Source organism: Lysinibacillus sp. S1 (assembly GCF_044986265.1).
In the GTDB taxonomy this organism is placed as follows: domain Bacteria; phylum Bacillota; class Bacilli; order Bacillales_A; family Planococcaceae; genus Lysinibacillus; species Lysinibacillus capsici.
In genome coordinates, this window is record NZ_CP173154.1 from 1,089,561 (window position 1) to 1,111,366 (window position 21,806).

The following is a 21,806-nucleotide window of genomic DNA, read 5'->3' on the forward strand; positions in this document are numbered from 1 at the left end:
GCTACACTCCTTTGCTTTTCATTTCCCAAAATTGCTCTTTGGTTATTTCATAAAACTGAACTTCATCACCAAGTTCAAATAAAAATGGCTCTTTGCCATGAGCATCAAATAAATCCAAAGGTGTTTTCCCTATAATATTCCAGCCTCCAGGTGAATCAACAGGATAGATGCCTGTTTGTCCACCTCCAACCCMAWCRRMRCTTRCTGATACAGATGCCCTTGGTTTCTGTAAGCGGGGCACAAATAATTTAGAATCAAGCTCGCCTAAGTATGGAAAGCCTGGTAAAAAGCCGATTAAATAAACATAATAGCTTTTAGACATATGCAAAGTTTTAATATCCTCAAAAGGTAAACCTGTGAAATCCATGACACGCTTTTGATCTAAAGCAAATTCCTCATCATAGCAGACGGGTATTTTTAAAAGTCGATTCGTTCCTTTATCAATTGTTGTGGAGGCTTGCATCTCAAGCCACTGCGTCCTTAAACGTTCAATATCTATTTTTTGTTTAATATAAGCTGTTACTGTATGGTAGCTTGCAACACTTTCAATTAGGTGATGCTGGAGCTGCTGTTTCAGAAACCGATTGAACGCTTGGACCGCGTGAAAGTTTGAGTGAGAAATTTCCTCTTTGAATGCAAAACGAATAGTATGTTGACTAATCCACATGGAATGCGGAAAATCAATGATTGGTTGCACGTGCCGTCTCCTCAATACAAAGCTGTACCGCAGCTACTAAATCTCTAATACTCCAGCCGGGAATTTTGCCATGTTGGATGGCCAGCTCAAATGATGCTGGAATATGAATAAAGCCAGCACGAACCCCTTCATGTTGCTGTGCATAAGCGAGCCCCTCATACATAATGTTATTACATAAGTATGTACCCGCTGTATTAGAGATTTCCGCTGGATATCCTTCTGCCTGCAAACGATTTACCATACTGCGAATTGGTAAGTTTGTTAGATAAGCATCTGCCCCCTCCTCATGGATACGCTCATCAACTGGTGTATAGCCATTATTATCAGGCTCTCCGTCTTTCACATTAATAGCAATGCGCTCTGGTGTTACTTTAAAACGTCCTGCAGCCAATCCTAATGAAATAATGATTTGTGGTTTCACTTCTTCTATATGGTGTTTTAATTGCTCCGCTGATTGCTGAAAATCTACAGATAGAATTCGTCCGACGATATCATAGCAATCTATTTTCTTTCCGTTTAATTCTTCCACAATTTGCATCGTTGGATTTATTTTATAATCAAGAAATGGCTCAAACCCTGTTACTAATATTTTTGTCATATTTGTCACCTGATTTCTATCGGACGTTTTTTAAAGTAGCGTCCAAATTGTTTAATTTTATTTACTTTAGTAGAAAGTGCTGCTTCAATAATAGCTTGATTAAATAATTTATGTGCTTCAATACAAGAAGTTAATTCTTCATCATAAACAATTTCATCAGACACTTCAGAAATGATATCTAGAGCCACCCACTGCGGGTAGCGTAATATACTTACAGATGAGTATGTTGGCGTAACTTCCATACTTCGATAAAAATTTATATTTCCCATTTCTTCAATTGGGTACTTTTGTGGATCCCACTTTGTGCCATATTTATAGTAGCGTTCACGCCAATAAGCATTTTCTTGGGCAAATATTGTACCCTCAAAAATCATATTCACTTTTTCAGCTACTCGTTCTAGATTCGTAGCCTGGACTTCCCTCGTATCATAATCCGCATATCGACCAATTCCGTAGATCTTAGCACTTGGAAGCGTGTAAGAAACAGGGAAAATAGGTGGACACGCATATCCTGCGAATGGTTGAACCCATTCACGAGCAGGGATTCCATGATCATCAATCACTATATCAGGTGCCCATTTTTTTAAGATAAGTGGTAAAACATTTGCCTCACCAAATACACTTTCTTGGAATTTGACATAGGCAAACTCTAAACCTACCGCATTAAATCTTGCAGCATGATGTTTCCATTTTGGATGTTCTTTTGTCAAGCTCTCCATTATTTCATAACCATCTGGATTTGATAGCGGAATAATGATTATATTAATCTTTTTTAAGATTTCAGGATGGTGACAAATAATATCTTCCATGAGCTCTAATATAGCAGGTGTACTAGATACTTCGTTTGGATGATGGCCCGCTTCAAAGACAATCGTATGCTTTTCATCCGATTTTTTAAGTCCTGAATAAAAGTCACTAGTAATAGGCTCAGTCACTTCAAAAAATGGAATGACATTCCCTTTGTAAGATATATCCCCATAATTTAGTTTGACCTCAGAATAATTTTGATACCGCGTTGATAGTTGATAAACATTTTTAATTTTGTATTTTAAATTATCATTCATTTCCATTACTTTCAGATAATTACCTAAATACATTTCTACTGTTTCAAATTGCCCCTCTTGGTTAAATAAAATTCTTTTTGCAACTGGAACTAAATTGGTTTTTTCATGCCATTTGTATGCCCGTATTACACTTTTAATAGGCTTATAAATATTTTCCTCTATATGAATAAAGGGAATAATACCACCAGGAGCTTGATAAGGTTGATTAACTAATCGGCGACCGAGTTCATTAAAATAATCAAGCGTGTTAAAATAAAGGTCTTCGTATAACGCTTCAAAGGACGAGTTTGCTTCTTGCTTCACGTTTAATTCTTCTTCAATTCCAGATGAAGTAAAGTCAATTTCGATGCGATCAAATAAAGGGAACAATTGTCCTTGATCACGATTTGTTACATCAATATTTAATTTTCCCACTATCTGAGGAAGAAACTCATTGATATACGTTTTATAGAAACGCTCACGATCTGACAATATTGCATTTTCTTGAACCAGTTTCCCATCTTCAAATAACCTATACCCTGCTGTAGTTGGATAGACTTTTCTCTGACCATCAACATAATCCAATTCACTAATCAGCGGATTTAATTCAGCAATTAATAGATCATCAACATAGACACTATAGATGTGCTGCTGTGTGCTTGAAAGCTCAAATTGTACATTTTCTTTCGGTATGCCATATTGCATTTCAATCAATTCGTCCACTGGGTAAAGTTCCATAATCCAGCGATTATGCTGTTCTAAACCATTTTGATTAACCCCATCTTTACATATTATTTTTACTTGTTCAAAATGACCCGAAACAGATGGAAGTACTTCCTCTAATATCCAGTATAACCCTGTTTTAAACGCAGAGCGAACTGTAATTGTCTTTAAATTTGAAAATTTCTTATACAAATCTAAACAATATTCATCTCGATTTTTTTTAGAAGCTGTAAGATAGATTTCAGCATCAAGCATTTTATTTGGTTCATCTTGCAAAGCATTTAAAATATACGATGCTTCCGATTCATCTTCCCATGTTGTTTCATACAACAAATCTGCTACATTTACTTGTTTTTCGTTTAGCTCCCAAACACCAAATAAGCCACCTTCAGACACATGCTTTTCTTTTGCTATTGAATGTAGGACAGTCGGTAAGCAATCTTTAGTACCACAAATTTGAATAACGTTTCTAGAACTTAACTCCATGAAATTTTCAGTTCCTTGCTTGATATCAATCGAGAACTGTCGATGATCTTCTGTGACAACTGGTAAAGAAACAGAGGTAGCATACAGTCCTAAACGTAATGCAAGATAGCAAACTTCTTTTATAATGGCGTTTGACGTGATTTCTTGTTGTAAATTAATTTTCACACTTAAATGCTGATGTGGATGTGCCTCGTCCTTCTCACCAGTTCCATAGGCTGACCACAGATGACTTAAACTTTCATAATAAGAGGATGGAATATCTGTATGCGTTTCGGCCATTCCTTCACTTGCTATCGTACTTAACAACGTTGACAGCGAAGACTCAGTCTCATAATAGAGTGTAAAGATAGACCCATTCTGTGAAATAAATGTACTACTATGTTGTAAAAATTCCATTGAGTACTGCTGATTAGACGCTTGAAATAAATCAAAATCTATTTCATTTGACTCTAAGCCTAACCTCGCACAAAAATCAATCAATCCGATTGGAACAAGATTTGTAGGTAAGTTTATAAATAAAGAAGGCTTTTTTAGGGTTTCATTCTTATTAAATAAAATTGAAAATATTTTAGAGTTCACACTATCACCTAAACTTTCATATTTGGATCTAAGCGATCTCGTAGCCAATCTCCTAGTAAATTAAAGCCTAGTACAGTTAACATAATTGCAATACCTGGAAATACAGAAATCCACCAAGCTGACGTCATATAATTCCGACTGTCTGCTAACATTCCGCCCCACGAAGGTACTGTCGGTTCAACACCTAACCCTAAAAATGTTAGTGAAGCCTCTAATAAGATAAACTCTGCGATACACATCGTTGCTAACACTAAAATCGAAGAAGCAACATTTGGTAAGATGTGCTTAAGGATAATTTTAAAATGTGTGCCTCCGATTGCCTTTGCAGCCTGTATATATTCTTGTTCCTTTAGAGCTAAAATCTCCCCTCGAATTAGCCTAGCAAAACTAACCCAATATGTAAGTCCAAGAATAATAATGATTTTTTCAATCCCTGTTCCAAATACACTCATAATTACAATTGCTAGTAAAATAAATGGCAGACCTAATTGAACTTCAGCTAACCTCATGATTAAATCGTCCATCCATTTCCCAAAATACCCTGACACAATTCCAAGAAATGTTCCAAGGACTAACGAAATGAGCACACCACAAATCCCTACCAAAAGGGAAATACGAGCACCATATATAATCCTACTTAGCAAATCCCGTCCAACTTGGTCTCCCCCAAGTAAATATTGAGATTTACCAGTATCGTCTAACCATTTAGGCAAATCTAGACGATGTCCTAAGCTAGCTGCTCCTGGATCATGTGGAGCAATATAAGGGGCAAATATCGCACATAGAATAGTCGTGACAACTAATAATAGACCGATTATCCCAGTTGGATTATTTTTAATAAACTTTAAAATACTTATTATTCTACTAACCTTTTTTATTTCGACTGTTTCTGCTTCCATTATCTGTGTCATTAATTGTCACCTCTTCCAGTGCGTATTTTTGGGTTAATTAATGAATAACATAAATCCACAATTAGATTGACGACAATCATGATAAGAGCTAGGAGAATTACTCCACCCTGTACGACTGGATAATCTCGTTGATTAATAGAATCAACAATTAATCTTCCGATTCCCGGCCAAGAAAATACTTGCTCTACAATAACAGCCCCCCCTAAAAGTCCACCGAACTGTAACCCAACAAACGTCACAGTTGGCAATAAGGCATTTCGAAAGGCATGTCGAATAATGACAAGCCATTCTCTAATTCCTTTTGCTCGAGCAGTTGTCACATATTGCATTTTAAGCACCTCAAGCATAGAGGTACGAATTAATCGAACTAAAATACCAGATAAAATCAGACCCAATGCAATGGATGGCAGGATCAATGAGCTAAACCCATCAAAGCCCGATACAGGTAACCATTTTAACTGAACAGCAAAGATCAAGATTAGCATAAACGCTAACCAAAAATTAGGGAAAGAGATACCTAATAAAGAAAAAATACGACCAAAAATATCAATGGACTTGCCTTTATAAACTGCAGATAGGATACCGATAGGAATAGCGATTAACAATGCTACAGTCATCCCCCCTAAAGCAAGTGCTAGTGTTGGCCATGCTCGTTCTAACAACATTTCCAAAACTGGACTATTCGAACGATACGATGTACCAAAATCAAGCGTTACTAAATCTTTCATGAATATGATATATTGCTCCCAAATAGGCTTATCTAAACCCAACTTTGCTGTCAGTTCCTCTACTGCTTGTTGTGAAGGTTCCCCAGCACCGAACATGATGCTTACCGGATCCCCCGTTAAACGAATGGCGAAAAATATAATTAATGAGACAGCAATTATCACCAACACTGTATGCGATAAACGTCGTAGTATATAGGAAAGCATAATTCCATCCTCCTAATTTGAAATGAAAGAGATAGTATGACAAGCATACTATCTCATAATTTTTTACTTACTCGACAGTGACACCTTCAAATCTAAAGCGGCCATCATGAGGTGGTTGGAAATCTTTTATTCGTTTATTCACTGCGTATATTTCAACCTCAGAATATAAATTAACTTCTGCAGCATCTTCATATAACACTTCTGTCAGCTCTTTAAAGATTTTTTGACGCTCCTCATTATTAATCGTTGCTCGCTCTGCCGCTAATAATTGTTCAACTTTTTCATTTTTATAGGATGGATTCCAGAATTCCCCTTCGTGATACATTAAATAAGCTGTATTATCAAAATCTAAAGTCCAACCACCCCAGCCATTTTTATACATTTGACCAGCTTTCCCTTGTGGTATTAACTCTGATTGGAATGTAGTATTTTCCACACTATTAATAGAAACTTTTAATCCCACTTCTTGTAAATAAAATGCTACTGCTTGGGCTATTTCTTTAAATGTTCCATCCGTACCTGGAATAAAGAATTCAAGTGTAGTACCTTCAGGAACCTTAGCTTCTGCAAGTAATTTTTTTGCTTTTTCTGGATCATATGGATATGGCTCTAAATCTTTGTTATAGCCAAAAGATAGATTACTTTGGAACGAACTAATGAGGTTGCCATAGCCACCTAAAATTTCTTTCACTATTGTTTCCTTATCAATGGCATAGTTAATCGCTTGACGAACACGTACATCATCAACAGGCTTTTGTGCTGTATCAAAACGAATTGAATACGCTGTAGGAGTGGACACATCCTTTAATTCAATGAAATCAGTTCCTTCTGCTGTTGCCGCTTGCGAAACCTCTAAACGTGTCATAATATCAATATTTCCTGTTTGTAATTCTGCCAGTGCCGTCGCTGTCTCTGGAATCACTTTAAATGTTACTTTATCTAGTTTAATAGCATCTTTATTCCAATAATCTTCATATCGCTCAATAACTACTTGTTTATCACGTTGATAATCAGTCATTTTAAATGGACCAGTACCAACAGGCTTCATGTCAAAATTCTCTGCACCCTGTTCTTGGATATATTTAGGTGGTACGATGACAGCACCATATCCTGAAAGTTTAGTCAATAATACTGGGTCAATGGCATTTAGGTGCATAGTGACTTCATAGTCACCTGTCACTTCAACATTGTCAATCGACGTATAGTTTGAATATTGCGGACCTTGTTGACCTTCTTCTCCTAGTAGACGATCAAATGTAAATTTAACTGCTTCCGCATTAAACGGTTCGCCATTATGGAAGGTAACACCTTGTCGTAGTTTAAAAACAATCGTTTTATCATCTATATATTCCCAAGATTCCGCTAACCCTGGTTGAATTTCTAAATCTAAAGAACGACTAACTAATCCTTCAAATACCGATGTTGCTACTGTACTCCAAGCAAGTAAAAATGTATCAATTGGGTCCCAGTTTTGTGGGTCTCCTGCCACACGAATAACTAATTCATTTCCACGTGTTGCTGCTGGATTTTCACCAGATGATTTACTACTATTTTTACTTTCGTCTTTTGATGATGTACCGCCACTACATGCTGTTAAAACAATCATTATACAAACAAGTAATAGCGCAATCCATTTTTGTTTCTTCATACATTGTTCATCCCCTTTTGTATTTGTGCTATCTATACGCCATAAGGATATGGCATCGAATAACCTAGTTCAGCAGATATTGAAGCTGCCGTTTCCCACAGACCTTCTAAAAATCCATTTATTTTTTCTTTTGGTATGAGTGTCTCTATGCCCGCTATACTAATCGAGTATTCTACCTTGCGTTCACTATTGAAAATCGGTACTGCTATTGATACAGTGCCTTCTTCCAATTCTGACACGCTGTAGGCATAGCCATTTTTTTTCCCAAATTCAATTAGTTCAAATATCTCTTCATCAGTAACAGGTGTTCCACTAGCATATTTTTTACGAGTTTTTTGAAGTACCTCACTAATTTTTTCCTCTGATTGAAAGGATAAAAGTATTCTTGAACAAGCGCCTGCATAAAGAGGTGCTCTTCTCCCCACCCGTGTATATAATAAAACTGGTTTTAAACTTTCGATTTTTTCGATATAAAGACCATCTGTTTCATCCAGTATGCTTAGTTGAACAGCCAAGTCAAACTTCTGTTGCAACATCTTCATATACGGCATAGCCAAAGAACGAATTTCAATTGAATTTGCAGCAATTGCACCTAATTCAATGAGTTTATTCCCAAGTAGATAATGATCACTCAATACTAACTGTCCACCGCTTTGAACGTAAGGACGTTTTAATACGCCTAAATCTGTAAATGTTTTTAAAAACCTATGTAAAGTCGGTTTAGGAATATCCGTTTCGATCGCTAGCTCGTCTAACCGCCAAGAAGGTTTTTCTTCAGTAAATAACGTTAAAATATTAATACCTTTTTCCAATGTTTTGCTCATGTTAATCGCTCCATTTGCTCTTCATAAAGTAAACAGGAAACTTCATGCTTATCGCCAATTTTTTTAAATTTCGGAGGTGTCACTTTACATATTTCCATGCAGTTTGGGCATCGTGTATGGAATGTACAACCCGATGGTGGATTAGCAGGATTGGGAACATCTCCACTTAGCACAATTCGCTCCTTTACTTTTGAAGGATGAGATTTTGGTAATGCCGATAGTAAAGCTTTTGTGTATGGATGTTTAGGATTATTAAATAATTCGTGTTTATCTGCCATTTCCACTAACTTTCCTAAATACATTACCCCTATGCGGTCACAAAAATGATGCACTACACTTAAATCATGTGATATGAAAATGTAGGTAAGGTTCATTTCCTTTTTTAAATCTTTCATAATATTTAATACTTGAGATTGAATGGAAACATCCAGAGCAGATACTGGTTCATCTGCAACAATCAATTTTGGATTGGACACTAATGCTCGAGCAATTCCAATCCGTTGTCTTTGACCACCTGAAAATTCATGTGGAAAACGTTCTAACTGCTTTTGTGTAAGTCCAACCTGTTTAGCTACTTCATAAACGCGTTGTTTTCTCTCTTCCTTTGTACCTATTCCAAAATTCACCAAAGGTTCTTCGATTATTTTAAACACCTTCATACGAGGATTAAGGGAAGAAAAAGGGTCTTGAAAGATGATTTGCATATCACGGCGCTTTTGACGTACCTCTTTTGGGCTAAGAGTGGCAATATTTTCTCCATTCAGTAAAATTTCACCCTCAGTAGGTGTTAGAAGCTGAATTAATGTTTTACCCATAGTGGACTTTCCGCACCCAGACTCTCCGACAATTCCTAAAACCTCACCCTCATTTACAAAAAATGAAACATCATCTACTGCTTTTAAATGACCTGAACGTGATCCTTTAACTGGAAAATATTTCTTTAAGTGTTTAACTTCTAACAATGGACTGCCCATTGACAATTCCCCCTCCTACTTCGTTCTCTTCGTACAGCCAACATCTAACTTTGGTACCAATAGAGGTTGTATATAGATCAGGCTTCTTTTTACATTGATCTGTTGCAAATTCGCAGCGATCGAAAAATCTACAACCTGAAGGCATATCGGATGGTGATGGCACCACCCCTTCTATTGATGGAAGGTACTCTTGTTCTGATTCAATGTCAGGCAATGAATTTAATAACCCTTTTGTATATGGATGAAGCGGATAATTAAACAAATCTAGCACTGTTGCCTCTTCCACTATTTCACCAGCATACATCACAATTACTTTCTCACATATTTCTGCTACTACACCAAGATCATGGGTAATTAAAATGATGGACATATCTAGTTTTTCTTGTATGTCTCTCATTAAATCTAAAATCTGAGCCTGGATTGTCACATCTAATGCTGTAGTAGGTTCATCTGCAATTAATATTTCTGGTCCACAAGCCAATGCCATGGCGATCATAACCCTTTGTCGCATTCCTCCTGATAATTGATGAGGATATTCATTCACTACTTTATCTGGACGAGGAATACCTACGAGACGAAGCATATCAACGGCACGTTCATGAGCTTCTTTCCTTGAAATTTTTTCATGGCTATGAATCATTTCCATAATTTGGGAACCGACCTTATATACTGGATTGAGCGAACTCATTGGTTCTTGAAATATCATAGAAATTTTTTTCCCACGAATCTTTCGCCATTCCTTATTCGACTTTTTATTAATTTGTTTTTGATCTATGTAAACTTCTCCACCTTGCCAGTTAACCCCGGCAGGTAACAATCCCATAAGTGAAAGTGATGTCATGCTTTTTCCACAACCTGATTCCCCTACAATCCCCAAAGTTTTTCCTTTTTCAAGTTGAAATGATACTCCATTCACAATGGCAATATCTTTTTTATTTTGTTGAATACCTATTTTCAAATCGCTTACTTCTAAAATATTCAAACTCATTTCCCCCTCCGTTCCAAAATATGAAACGCGATTCCATTTTTTAAAATCTTAACAGAAAAAACTTGGTTATTTCAATAGTTTTCAGAAAAAAATAAAAATTCCTCTTAATTAAATTATTCCGAAAAAACATTTAATTTTTTTATCATTCCTAGAAATACAAAAAAACATGGTCCGAATATTCGGACCATGCCTAAAGATATTTAACAAGTATTAGCTCTTATTTCAAATGTGCAGTTGCCTGGTTCATGACGTATTTTCCAACTCCAATATAGATCACTACAGCTGCTCCAATCAATACGAAAGTCATTGCGAACCGCTCCTTCTTAGTTATTTTTCGTTAAGTTTTCAGACGTTTACATTGAATTTGAAAATCATTCTCATTAATATATTATAAATTTCACGTGAATTCGTCAAGACATACTTTCATCTTACCCTTTTTACATGGTAAGATGTAGAAAAGTCGGAAAAAGGATGCGGTAATGATGAGTAATTCGAAGTACTTTCAAACTATTTTAAACGGGACAATTCACGCTTTAAAAACCATTCTTCCTATGGATATAGAAGTAAAGTCGCCTAGTATTATTTCTGAACCCTTTCAACAACAACAAATGGGCGTATTAATTGGCTTAATCGGAGATTTAAAGGGACGCGTCATCATTGACTCCTCTCCCGAAGTGTTCAGCGGGATCGGTAGTACCATGTTCGGTATGCCGCTTGAAGGAGAAATGCTAGAATCCTTTACAGGGGAATTTGGTAACATGATTGCAGGAAATTTATGTACAGCTGTTGGGCAAGAAAGCTTAGAAATTGATATCACTCCGCCAACGGTGATGGTGGGCAATACAAAATTATATGGCTTTGAAAAGGCATTTGCTCTCCCAGTTTCGGTCCCAAGCGTCGGTGCCCTAACAGTTCTATTAACGATTGAGGAAGAAGCGGAATAGAAAACAAGTAGGTTTGAGGAATGTTCCAAATAAGACATTGTATGCTCAACAGACAGCACACATGCAAGTAAGATTTATCATTCGCACACAAGGGAATGAGAATGACGGTTCTCCCTACCTTAAAATCTTTTATTTTTACTAAAATAAGCAAAATATAGTCGGTGAGCAAGCTATCTCAATGACTTTTGAGATGGCTTGTTTTTTTTCTCTCGTAATTCCTTCACACTTTTTTCACATAATCCCTCTAGAAGTGTGATTTTTTTCACATCAAAATGCAGGGGATTTTTATATGATGACTGTAAGWAACACAACAATAAAAAGCGTAGGAGGAKCAAWAATGGCAAATAAAAAGAAGTCAGATGAAAATTTAAAAGGTTCACTCTATGCAGTTTTTGGAGTAGGTATTATCATCATTTTACTTTGGGTGTACTGCTTCGATTTGTTCATTGGACGGTTTTAATCTACGAAGAAGGGACAGAAATATATGCACATACATAAGTATGAGAAATACTGGCTTGTGTTTGGAGTTACCACTTTAGTGGCATTCCTGATCATTCTCGGTATCGGAGCATTTCATCAAGGCTCCCATCCAAACAATGGTAAAAAAACACTAGATTACGAGAAAGTGAAAGAGACAGCGCCTTTTGATAATCCAGGTGTCCATAAGGTTGAAGGTAAAGATTGGGATTACGAAGTGGTAGTAGTTGCTTCTGCATTCAATTATAATCCTCCACAAATTGAGGTTCCACTTGGTGCAAAAGTGAAATTTATCGCGACAAGCGAGGATGTTATGCATGGTTTTGAGGTTGCAGGTACGAATATCAATATGATGCTTGAGCCTGGCTATATTTCGGAATATGTAACAGAAGTCAATAAGGTCGGCGAGTTTTTAATCGTATGTAATGAGTATTGTGGTACAGGACATACGATGATGCACTCTATGCTAAAGGTGGTGGATTCAAATGAGTCACACTAATTCAATGACAAAAGTGGATCGTCGAGATGCAAAGCTAGCAATGGCACATATTTACGTGGCATTTATCGCATTGTTATTAGGTGGTCTTGCAGGTTTATTACAGGTTTTTGTACGTTCTGGTCAATTTACATTACCAGCAGGCATTGGTTATTATCAAGTATTAACAGTTCATGGTGTATTACTCGGTCTTATATTAACTACATTCTTTATTTACGGCTTCCAAATTGCAAGTGTAAGTCGAACATCTGGTACGTTCACTGATACTCAGAGAAGACTTGGCTGGATTGGTTTCTGGTTAATGACGATTGGTACAGCTGCTGCCGCAACGATGGTGTTATTGAATAAAGCAACTGTTCTTTATACCTTCTATGCGCCATTAAAGGCACATTGGATTTTCTATTTAGGTCTTACATTCGTCGTAGTTGGTTCTTGGGTTGGCGGCGCAGGTCAAATTTTACGTTATGTCCAGTGGCGCAAAGAAAATAAAGCGAGTGGACAACGCAGCCCATTACTATCATTTATGGTAGTTGTTAATAATTTAATGTGGTTCGTGGCAACGCTTGGTGTGGCAGCTTCTGTTTTAATTCAATTGTTACCATGGTCCTTAGGTTTAATTGAGCGTGTCGATGTGGCATTATCGCGTACCCTTTTCTGGTATTTTGGTCATGCACTTGTATACTTCTGGTTATTACCTGCCTATATGGTGTGGTACGTGATTATTCCAAAAGTAATTGGCGGGAAAATTTTCTCCGATTCTTTAGCAAGACTTTCGTTTATGCTGTTCTTACTCTTCTCTATTCCTGTTGGGATTCACCATCAGTTAACAGAGCCTGGTATTGATGGTACATGGAAGTTCATTCAAGTTGTTTTAACATTTGCTGTAATCGTGCCTTCTCTCATGACGGCCTTCTCGATGTTTGCAATGTTCGAGTTACGTGGACGTGAATTAGGTGGCAAAGGACTATTTGGTTGGTTTAAAAAATTACCTTGGAAGGATGCTCGTTTCTTCGTACCATTTATCGGTATGGTGTCATTTATTCCAGGTGGTGCAGGCGGAATTGTCAATGCCTCTTATCAAATGAACCAATTAATTCATAATACTATTTGGGTTACAGGGCATTTCCATTTAACGATTGCCACAGCTGTTGTTTTAACTTACTTCGGTGCGGCATTCTGGTTAATTCCACATTTAACAGGCCGTACACTTTCGAAGTCTTTAAATAATCTTAGTAATTTTGCTGGTATCTTATGGGCTACTGGTATGACGATTATGTCTTCAGCAATGCATATTGCTGGTCTGATTGGTGCGCCTCGTCGCTCAGATTACTCAGAATATGGTGGCGCTCAGCAGGCTTACGATTGGATTCCTTATCAAATCGCACAAGCTGTGGGTGGAACAATTCTCTTTATCGCCATCCTTGTGATCATTTATATCGTAGTGAAATTAGCTTGGTTCGCACCTAAAGGCGAAGAGGAATTCCCAGTAGGTGATGTACATGAGCTTAGCGGTCCGACACCAGCTATTTTAGAAAACTTTAAAATATGGCTTGTTATTTTAGTAGCCTTAATTTTATTCGCTTACACAGTACCAATTATCGATATTATTTCGAATTCACCAGCCGGCTCCAAAGGCTATCAATTGTGGTAAGCATCCAAACGCATCTTCCTATAAAAAAGCGATTTCTCTGTAACGAGAAATCGCTCTTTTCACTTTATAATTGATAGAGTTTCGTATATTTTTCTTGTAGATAGTCTGCTAGGTACTTCGCATTTAAGCCTTCCCCTGTCGCTTCCTTTAGCAATTCAAATGGCTTTTTCAATGCTCCATATTGATGAACTTTATCAGTTAGCCACTCTCGAATTGGCAGTAGCTCTCCCTTTTCTAGTAATTCATCAAAATTAGGAATATCCTTGTCCATCGCGTGCTTCCATTGCGCGGCATAAATCATACCTAACGCATAGGATGGGAAGTAATCGAACATGCCACCTGACACTCACTAACATGTCTCTCGATGTTGCTTACTCTGAAAATCGTCAAGTAAATCCCTCAATTACTCATAAATTTAAATAGTTGTCCCATAACATCATATTCTTGAGCAGGAATTGCATTAATTAACTTATTATATTTTCCATCTGCCTATGTTCCTTCTTTTCCATATAAAAGTTACCAAGTTACATATACTTCACAAACTTAATCGAATTCTAACATAAATACCCAAATACTTCTTGTTGAGTAGATTTGTAATAAAGTTTGATTAAATTAACGATATCAACCTTGATATGAGAACAAAACTAAAGAGAAAGTTTTGAAAAAATGATTGTTCAAAACTTGCTCTTATTTAATGGGATTGATTAAATTTCTTAAAGTTCGATAATATTTGAAACTCTTGTTGTACAAAGCGCTACGTTAACTCAATTAGTAATTCATTATTTAACCAACGTTTGAAGACTTATTAACACGGGGGCATACACTATTAGTGGAATAAGCAAAATTACTGCACCAATTTTTTTATTCCCCTTTTGTAATAATAAAAGAGTAGTCAAGAAAAATAATGGATAAATAATAAAAGTAATTATTAATACACCATCAACTACTTGATACAATTTTCCTGTAAATGCACTTATGAATGGGATTGAAATCCATTCTAGTACGCAAAATGCAATAACCAATATCCACAACCATTTAAGTGTCACCATAATCACCCCTAAATTTTTTAAAAAAGTATCATACATAAGCTACACAAAAAAATATTTACTCAACAATCTGGCCAGATTGTTTAACACAATAGTTCAATTTAAAAATGACTCTTTATTATGTTGAACATTATATAAAAAATATTGATGTAACATGAAATGTAGCTTACTTTCAATCTTAACTTGTTATTTTAGTAGCCTTAATTTTATTCGCTTACACAGTACCAATTATMGATATTATTTCAAACTCAYCAGCGGCTCAAADGCTATCAATTGTGGTAAGCATAATTTCCTATAAAAAAGCGATTTCTCATGTAAGAGAAATCGCTTTTTTCACTATAATTGATAGAGTTTCGTATATTTTTCTTGTAAATAGTTTGCTAGGTACTTAGCATTTAAGCCTTCCCCTGTCGCTTCTTTCAGCAATTCAAATGGCTTTTTCAATGCCCCATATTGATGAACTTTATCAGTTAGCCACTCACGAATAGGTAGTAGCTCTCCCTTTTCTAGTAATTCATCAAAATTAGGAATATCCTTGTCMATCGCATGCTTCCAYTGTKCTGMATAAATCRTCCCCAATGMMKAGRAYGGGAARWAGCCAAACATACCACCTGACCAATGCATGTCTTGTAGCACTCCTTGTGCATCTGTCTCAGGACGAATACCTAAATATTCCTCATATTTATCATTCCATAACTGTGGTAGATCCTTCGCCTGTAAATCCCCATTGAACAGGTCACGTTCAATTTCATAGCGAATCATTATATGTAATGGATATGTTAGTTCATCTGCTTCAATGCGAATCAATGATGGTTCTACCATATTAATGGCACGTAAAAAATCGGCTAACGCTACATCACCAAATTGAGCTGGTGAAAAATGCTGAAGACGTCCGTAGTTATGCTCCCAGAACTTTTCATTTCTGCCGACAAAGTTTTCATAAAATAATGATTGTGATTCATGAATCCCCATCGATGTACCAGTCGCTAATGGCAGTCCTGCAAGTTTCTCATCMATATTTTGCTACTACATCTCATGACCGCACTNATGAATTGTGCCAAAAATAGCTGAACGGAAATCATTTTCATCATATTTCGTCGTAATACGCGCATCACCATAGTTTAAGCCAATCATGAATGGATGAACACTTTCATCCAAGCGACCAGCATCGAAGTCATAGCCGAGCTGAGCAAGCAATTCTAACGATAATTCACGCTGTGCCTCACGCGGGAAATGCTTAAATAACATGCTAGTATCGGGTTTATTCGATGAATGAACAATTTTTTGAACAAGCGTCACAATAGACTCTCGTAATTCACCAAATACTTGATCTACGACATCTGTTGTCATATCTGGCTCATATAAATCTAGTAATGTATTGTATGGAGATCCATTTTTAATGCCCCAATATTGAATGAATTTTTTCTGCCATTGTATGATTTCTTCTAGGTATGGTAGGAATAGAGCAAAATTATTCGTCGCCTTCGCTTCTTCCCAAGCCGTTTCTGCCTTCGATTGAAGAATGACGAATTCTTTATATTCATTCGCAGGGATTTTTTTATTTTGATCGTAATTCTTTCTTACTTCTTCTACTAAACGTAGTGTTACATAGTCAAGATCAGCTTTTTGTGCCTCTAATGCTGCTAGAAGCTCTCCTAGTTCCTCACTCGTCTGCATATCAAATAAGGAGGCTGATAATGTACCAATTACCTCAGAACGTTGTGCTAACCCCTTTTTCGGTGCACCCGTCCGCATATCCCAATAAATCACATTGAGCGCTTCCTCATAATGCTGCATTTTCTTCACATAGTCTGTAAATTGTTGAACAGTCATGCATTCATCCTCCTTTTCACGTTATAAGTTTATCATATTTTCGAAAATTTTGTATATTGCGGACTTTCTAGGATAATTATTCAGAATATTCCTTTTTTAACTTCTCTATTATTTTGATGTATTGTCTATCCCCTAATCCATAGTGTGGAAATAGGGAAAACAATTGCTTTAACAGGTCATTTTGAGATAGATTGAGGTGTTTTTTTATATACGTAGTGATCTCATTCTCTTCATTTAAATAGCTGAAAAATAATTGAATGCCCTGATACATGACAGGTATAAACGTTGTCTTGGGTAGACGATGGTGCATTAAGACCTCTTGATAGACCTCCCCATACGGTCCAAGTTCTATCTCTGTTTCTTCCACATCATAGGTCATTTCCTTGACCATATAATAATAGACTTTGCCTTGATAACTTTGTTGCTCTAGGAAAGCAAGGACGGTCAATAAATTCATCTGACAAAACATATCATCTCCAAACCATAAAACAATACATTTATAGTCATTTGTTAACAATGGCTTCAACGGCTTCAATGTCACCTGCTCATATTGCTGTAAAGACACCTCATGCCCTATAGCACGCAGTTTATTAAATTCTTCACTGAAAATCGGACTAATCGTTGGATTCGCACACATCGCTTCATTGAAAGGAACGTAATCACTGTTGCCCATTAATTTTTGTTTTTCTAACTCCTCATACMTCATTTGACCATTTAATACATTCAATAGCTCTTGATCGTATTGCGCATTAATCTTCTCTTGTAATGCTTCAATTTTTAATTTCTGAGAAATATCCATCGTCAACCATCCTCCATCATCCTGTAATCTCAACTTTACAAAGGTTTGTAAAGGTTGAGGAGACTTTCTGTAATCATTCGGACTTATACCAAAATACCTTTTAAAAGCTCTAGAAAAGGATTCCTGCGATGAAAAGCCGTAGTGAAAGGCGATGTCGATTATTTTCTTTTGGGGATCTTTTAATGCAATAKTADAAARATAAATTTTACGTAGTGATCTATATTTTTTAATCGTCATCCCTGTCGTCTGATGGAATTTAAAAGAACAGTAATAAGGAGAATAACCTATATCCTTTCCTAATTGCTCTAATGAAAATCCTTCTAATAGATGAAGCTCAATCCAATCAATCATCTCCTGTACAATGTTGTTCATCCACATCCCTCCTAATTTCATTATAGTAGAGGCGATAATTTTTTTTATGATATAAGTTGTGAATGAAAAAAACTGCAGCAAACTTTAAAGTCTGCTACAGTTTCTGCTCCCATAACTAGAGGAGAGCTTTCTATATAATTGGGGATTTATACTAGCCTTCAAGTCATGYTCGGTTTCCAATCARACATTTTTTGAGCTATCATGAAGTTTTATTGGAAAGAAAGTTGGGGATCCTTTCGATCCATTGAADAATAGAGTCTGTTTACTCTATTCAATGTTTTGGCAAATAGCAATTACCTGTTTCACAGCCTCTGCAGAGTGCTGAAGGGCTGTTTGTTCTTCATTTGTAAGGTGCAATTCGATGACAGATTCGATGCCATTGCCACCTAAAATAGTTGGTACCCCTAAAAAGAGATCGTGGTACCCATATTCTCCTTCTAATAGGGCAATAGAAGGGATAATTTTTCGTTGATCTTTGATAATAATTTCAACCATTTGGGCACACGCTGCGGCTGGAGCATAGTAGGCACTACCATTACCTAGTAAGCCAACAATTTCACCGCCGCCTTTACGCGTACGCTCCACGATTTGCTGTAGTCGTTCCTGAGGAATTAGTTTCTCTAATGGAATGCCTCCTGCATAGGAATAACGGATTAATGGAACCATTTCATCGCCATGTCCTCCTAGGACGAAGCCTGATACATCCTCTGGTGCAATGTGAAGCTCCTGCGCCACAAACGTGTTGAAGCGAGCTGTATCTAACACACCAGATTGACCGATGATACGATTTTTGGCAAAGCCTGTTTCCTTATGACACACATACGTCATGGCATCAACAGGATTACTCAACACAACAACAATACTATTTGGAGCATAGTGTTTAATTTGTCTTGAAACCTGTTGAATAATTTTAGCATTTGTTGTGACTAAGTCATCACGACTCATCCCTGGTTTACGTGGAATACCTGCTGTAATGACAACAATATCCGCGCCTGCGATATCTTCATATTGACTCGTGCCTTTAATGGACACATTGAATTTTTCGATGGGGCCTGTTTGTAGCAAATCCAAAGCTTTCCCTTTTGTCGGGTTCTCGGCTTCTGGAATATCAACAAGCACTACATCGCCTAATTCTTTCTGTGCTAAAAATAAACTCAGTGTGGCACCAGTGTGGCCTGCTCCAATAACAGCGATTTTATTTTTACGAAATGCCATTATGCCTCACCTCGATTATCTGTCGCCAATGTTGTTTCTGTTGTTTTTTTAGCACGGGTTGCTGCTGGTGCAGAGACAGCCTTTTTCTTTGGTGCCTCTGGTCCTTTAATCATTTTAAAGACATCTTCATCAGGTCTCGGAATGACGTGAGCGCCTAATAATTCACCAACACGCATAGCTGCTGCTTTTCCAGCCTCTACTGCAGCTTGTACAGAACCTACGTCACCCTTTACGACAATCGTCACGATGCCACCATCCACAAACTCTTGTTTGACGATTGTGACGTCTGACGCTTTAATCATCGCATCAGCAGCTTCATAAGAGCCTACTAATCCTTTTGTTTCGATCATTCCAATTGCGCTACTCATTGTCCTCACCTCTCATTACTTCCGTAGAATCAATAATACCAATGACAACTGCATCAATCGGTAACGGATTATCTTTCATAATATAGCGAGATGACCCACCACTTGTAATCAGGACATCATCACCAATACCCGCTCCTATACGATCAGCTGCAACCATTTCTGTGCGAATCGGCTGTTGATTGGAATCAATAGGTTGAATGATTAGTAGCTTTAAACCATTCAGTCCCTCTTCCTTGCGTGTTGCCCATACACTGCCTATCACTCTTCCCATTTGCATGAACTTCACCCTCTTTATGCGACACACATTGTCTAACTACTCTGAACGAATCGTTAATGTTTTATTTAACTCTCGCAGCTTATCATAAGCCAATGCTGTCACAATGGTTTTCTTTGGAACGACAATTTCTTGTGCATCGATATCGAGCACTTCTATTTGTGAAAGTAGCTTTTTGTCATAATGATAGACGGACGGTTGCTCTACTTTCTGTACGACTGGCGACTGCTCTTTCACAGTGATCATAGGTTCACTTACTTGATGATGCACGATTTCTGCAAGCGTTCCTTGCTGAATTAACCCTGCATTTGCTTCATCTGTATCAATATGCATTTCTAAGCGATAGCGCTCTGAAACACGGATAACCACATTCGATAAAATAATTGGGCGAATACCTTCTACCTTAATTTGGACAGATTGCCCATCTACGACTTGGAATCTCGCACTATCCGCTGGGGACATATGAATATGTGCCTGTGCAATAATGAGGCCTTCATTTAACACAACACTTCCCTTTGGACCAATTAATGTAACAGGGCTGGAACCTTGAATATCACCAGAAATTCTTAATGGTGGCTTCAGACCTAATTTCATAGCATCTGTCCAGCTTACTTCCACTTGCGATAAGGAACGAGCGGGACCAAGAATACGCACGCGTTCAATTGACCCTTTTGGACCTGCAATTACTACAGTTTCCTCCGCAGCAAATTGCCCTGGCTGTGAAAGCTCGAATTTCGGTGTGAGCTGATAATTTTCACCAAAGAGCTGTTCAACTTCTGCTTGTGCAAGATGGACATGGCGGGCAGATACACCAATCGGAATTTTACCGTCATGTGGAGGGGAAGATTGATTTTTTAAGACTTGTTGCAGAACTTCTTCCACAATTTTTTGCACTAAATTTTCTTGCATCTTGCCTCCTCCTTACGATGATACTTTTATTAATTTACCCTGTGCCTGCTGTTCGATAAAACCAGCATTTGCTTCATCTGTATCAATGTGCATTTCCAGACTAAAATCATTGGAAACACGTACAACGACACCTCGGAAAGTGACAGGTCGATCACTTACAACTTCTACTGAAACTAATTCATTATTGCGTACTTCCAATGCTTTGGCATCTTCCTCAGTCATATGAATATGCGCTTGCGCAATGATGACTCCCTGCTGGATCTCTATTTCTTTGTCTTGAGAAAGTATTTTAATACCCGCAGAATTGTCAATATCACCTGATTGACGTAAAGGTGGTGTCACTCCTAGCTTCATGGCATCAGTGCGGCTTACCTCTACTTGGGTTGCTGGTCTTACAGGTCCAAGGACACGGACATTATGAATAACGCCTTTAGGTCCCTCAATAGAGACGCGCTCTTTTGCAGCAAATTGCCCTGGCTGTGATAAGTCGAAATCTTTCGTTAGGGTTGCATTTGGACCAAAAAGTGCTTGTAAATCCACTTCACTTAGATGGATATGACGAGCCGAAATGGCCACTGGAAAAGTTTTTGTTGCTGTTGTCATGTTAGCCACCTCTTTATTTTGTTGATTATTTTATCAGGACAAGGTGAGAGCTGTTCTAAAGTTAGATCCAGCTCTCTTCTATAAATGGTAGTTATTTTTCCATCTATAGCGTTTGAAAGAACATGAAATTATGCTTCTGCTTTTGGTAAAATCATTTCTAATTCGTGGTGTGGACGTGGAATTACATGGACAGATAATAGCTCTCCTACACGTTGTGCTGCTGCTGCCCCTGCATCTGTTGCTGCTTTTACTGCACCTACATCACCACGTACAAGAACTGTTACGATCCCGCCACCTACATGTACTTTGCCTACTAAATTAACGCTTGCTGCCTTTACCATTGCGTCTGCTGCTTCAATTGCTCCTACTAAACCTTTTGTTTCTACCATTCCTAATGCTGTACTCATTTGTCATTC

General features: G+C 37.4%; 21 protein-coding genes and 2 pseudogenes. 4 read left to right on the forward strand and 19 right to left on the reverse strand.

The window, feature by feature from the left end:
- Position 1: 1 nt before the first annotated feature.
- The 9 genes from pxpB to ACHZEU_RS05870 form a co-directional block, all read right to left on the reverse strand.
- A complete protein-coding gene (gene pxpB, locus ACHZEU_RS05830) occupies positions 2–697 on the reverse strand; it encodes a 5-oxoprolinase subunit PxpB (protein WP_404804186.1) in 696 nt (231 codons plus the stop codon).
- The gene (gene pcp, locus ACHZEU_RS05835) at positions 681–1,295 is read right to left on the reverse strand and encodes a pyroglutamyl-peptidase I (protein WP_048390017.1); all 615 of its coding nucleotides are present in this window, start codon (positions 1,293–1,295) and stop codon (positions 681–683) included. The genes pxpB and pcp overlap by 17 nt, the downstream gene beginning before the upstream one ends.
- 5 nt (positions 1,296–1,300) lie before the next feature.
- Positions 1,301–4,027 carry a M14 family metallopeptidase gene (locus tag ACHZEU_RS05840; RefSeq protein ID WP_404804187.1) on the reverse strand — a complete coding sequence of 909 codons (2,727 nt, stop codon included), beginning with the start codon at positions 4,025–4,027 and terminating at the stop codon, positions 1,301–1,303.
- Between the two features lie 107 nt (positions 4,028–4,134).
- Positions 4,135–5,037 (reverse strand): ABC transporter permease, encoded by a 903-nt coding sequence (locus ACHZEU_RS05845; protein ID WP_016991918.1) that lies wholly within the window; start codon positions 5,035–5,037, stop codon positions 4,135–4,137.
- Entirely contained in the window at positions 5,037–5,969 is a 933-nt protein-coding gene (nikB, locus tag ACHZEU_RS05850) for a nickel ABC transporter permease (RefSeq protein ID WP_036077499.1), read from the reverse strand. The genes ACHZEU_RS05845 and nikB overlap by 1 nt, the downstream gene beginning before the upstream one ends.
- A gap of 67 nt (positions 5,970–6,036) precedes the next feature.
- Positions 6,037–7,617 carry an ABC transporter substrate-binding protein gene (locus tag ACHZEU_RS05855; protein WP_016991919.1) on the reverse strand — a complete coding sequence of 527 codons (1,581 nt, stop codon included), beginning with the start codon at positions 7,615–7,617 and terminating at the stop codon, positions 6,037–6,039.
- A gap of 32 nt (positions 7,618–7,649) precedes the next feature.
- Positions 7,650–8,441 (reverse strand): IclR family transcriptional regulator, encoded by a 792-nt coding sequence (locus ACHZEU_RS05860; protein ID WP_279494520.1) that lies wholly within the window; start codon positions 8,439–8,441, stop codon positions 7,650–7,652.
- A complete protein-coding gene (locus tag ACHZEU_RS05865; protein WP_036077504.1) occupies positions 8,438–9,415 on the reverse strand; it encodes an ABC transporter ATP-binding protein in 978 nt (325 codons plus the stop codon). The genes ACHZEU_RS05860 and ACHZEU_RS05865 overlap by 4 nt, the downstream gene beginning before the upstream one ends.
- Positions 9,390–10,403, reverse strand: coding sequence for an ABC transporter ATP-binding protein (locus tag ACHZEU_RS05870; RefSeq protein WP_026023343.1), 1,014 nt, complete (start codon positions 10,401–10,403; stop codon positions 9,390–9,392). Before ACHZEU_RS05870 ends, ACHZEU_RS05865 begins: the two co-directional genes overlap by 26 nt.
- Positions 10,404–10,885: 482 nt before the next feature.
- Here ACHZEU_RS05870 and ACHZEU_RS05875 point away from each other — a divergent pair, with 482 nt between their 5' ends.
- From ACHZEU_RS05875 to ACHZEU_RS05890, 4 genes are all read left to right on the forward strand, one after another.
- The gene (locus ACHZEU_RS05875; protein ID WP_004269332.1) at positions 10,886–11,347 is read left to right on the forward strand and encodes a chemotaxis protein CheX; all 462 of its coding nucleotides are present in this window, start codon (positions 10,886–10,888) and stop codon (positions 11,345–11,347) included.
- 337 nt (positions 11,348–11,684) lie between these two features.
- Positions 11,685–11,807, forward strand: a complete 123-nt coding sequence (locus tag ACHZEU_RS05880) for a hypothetical protein (RefSeq protein ID WP_009370491.1) — start codon at positions 11,685–11,687, stop codon at positions 11,805–11,807.
- A gap of 24 nt (positions 11,808–11,831) precedes the next feature.
- Positions 11,832–12,323, forward strand: a complete 492-nt coding sequence (locus ACHZEU_RS05885; protein WP_004269330.1) for a cytochrome b5 — start codon at positions 11,832–11,834, stop codon at positions 12,321–12,323.
- Positions 12,310–13,971 carry a b(o/a)3-type cytochrome-c oxidase subunit 1 gene (locus ACHZEU_RS05890; protein ID WP_404804188.1) on the forward strand — a complete coding sequence of 554 codons (1,662 nt, stop codon included), beginning with the start codon at positions 12,310–12,312 and terminating at the stop codon, positions 13,969–13,971. Before ACHZEU_RS05885 ends, ACHZEU_RS05890 begins: the two co-directional genes overlap by 14 nt.
- 64 nt (positions 13,972–14,035) lie before the next feature.
- On the opposite strand, the pseudogene ACHZEU_RS05895 reads toward ACHZEU_RS05890, so the two are convergent.
- The 10 genes and pseudogenes from ACHZEU_RS05895 to ACHZEU_RS05940 form a co-directional block, all read right to left on the reverse strand.
- Positions 14,036–14,314, reverse strand: a pseudogene (locus tag ACHZEU_RS05895) (carboxypeptidase M32); the annotation flags it as partial.
- 436 nt (positions 14,315–14,750) lie between these two features.
- Positions 14,751–15,017 carry a hypothetical protein gene (locus tag ACHZEU_RS05900; RefSeq protein WP_054550783.1) on the reverse strand — a complete coding sequence of 89 codons (267 nt, stop codon included), beginning with the start codon at positions 15,015–15,017 and terminating at the stop codon, positions 14,751–14,753.
- A gap of 336 nt (positions 15,018–15,353) precedes the next feature.
- Positions 15,354–16,850: pseudogene (locus tag ACHZEU_RS05905) on the reverse strand (carboxypeptidase M32).
- Between the two features lie 76 nt (positions 16,851–16,926).
- Positions 16,927–18,021: a helix-turn-helix domain-containing protein gene (locus ACHZEU_RS05910; RefSeq protein WP_404804189.1), complete on the reverse strand. Its 1,095-nt coding sequence runs from the start codon at positions 18,019–18,021 to the stop codon at positions 16,927–16,929.
- A gap of 267 nt (positions 18,022–18,288) precedes the next feature.
- Complete coding sequence (gene mdh / locus ACHZEU_RS05915; RefSeq protein ID WP_048390008.1) at positions 18,289–19,236, reverse strand: malate dehydrogenase; 948 nt, start codon at positions 19,234–19,236, stop codon at positions 18,289–18,291.
- A complete protein-coding gene (locus ACHZEU_RS05920) occupies positions 19,236–19,604 on the reverse strand; it encodes a BMC domain-containing protein (RefSeq protein WP_048390006.1) in 369 nt (122 codons plus the stop codon). Before ACHZEU_RS05920 ends, mdh begins: the two co-directional genes overlap by 1 nt.
- Positions 19,597–19,881 (reverse strand): EutN/CcmL family microcompartment protein, encoded by a 285-nt coding sequence (locus ACHZEU_RS05925; protein ID WP_004269324.1) that lies wholly within the window; start codon positions 19,879–19,881, stop codon positions 19,597–19,599. The genes ACHZEU_RS05920 and ACHZEU_RS05925 overlap by 8 nt, the downstream gene beginning before the upstream one ends.
- A 36-nt stretch (positions 19,882–19,917) precedes the next feature.
- Positions 19,918–20,787, reverse strand: a complete 870-nt coding sequence (locus ACHZEU_RS05930) for a phosphate propanoyltransferase (RefSeq protein WP_009370493.1) — start codon at positions 20,785–20,787, stop codon at positions 19,918–19,920.
- Between the two features lie 12 nt (positions 20,788–20,799).
- Entirely contained in the window at positions 20,800–21,390 is a 591-nt protein-coding gene (locus ACHZEU_RS05935; protein WP_048390004.1) for a phosphate propanoyltransferase, read from the reverse strand.
- Between the two features lie 128 nt (positions 21,391–21,518).
- On the reverse strand, positions 21,519–21,797 hold the full coding sequence (locus ACHZEU_RS05940) for a BMC domain-containing protein (protein WP_004269321.1): 279 nt from the start codon (positions 21,795–21,797) through the stop codon (positions 21,519–21,521).
- Positions 21,798–21,806 lie beyond the last annotated feature (9 nt).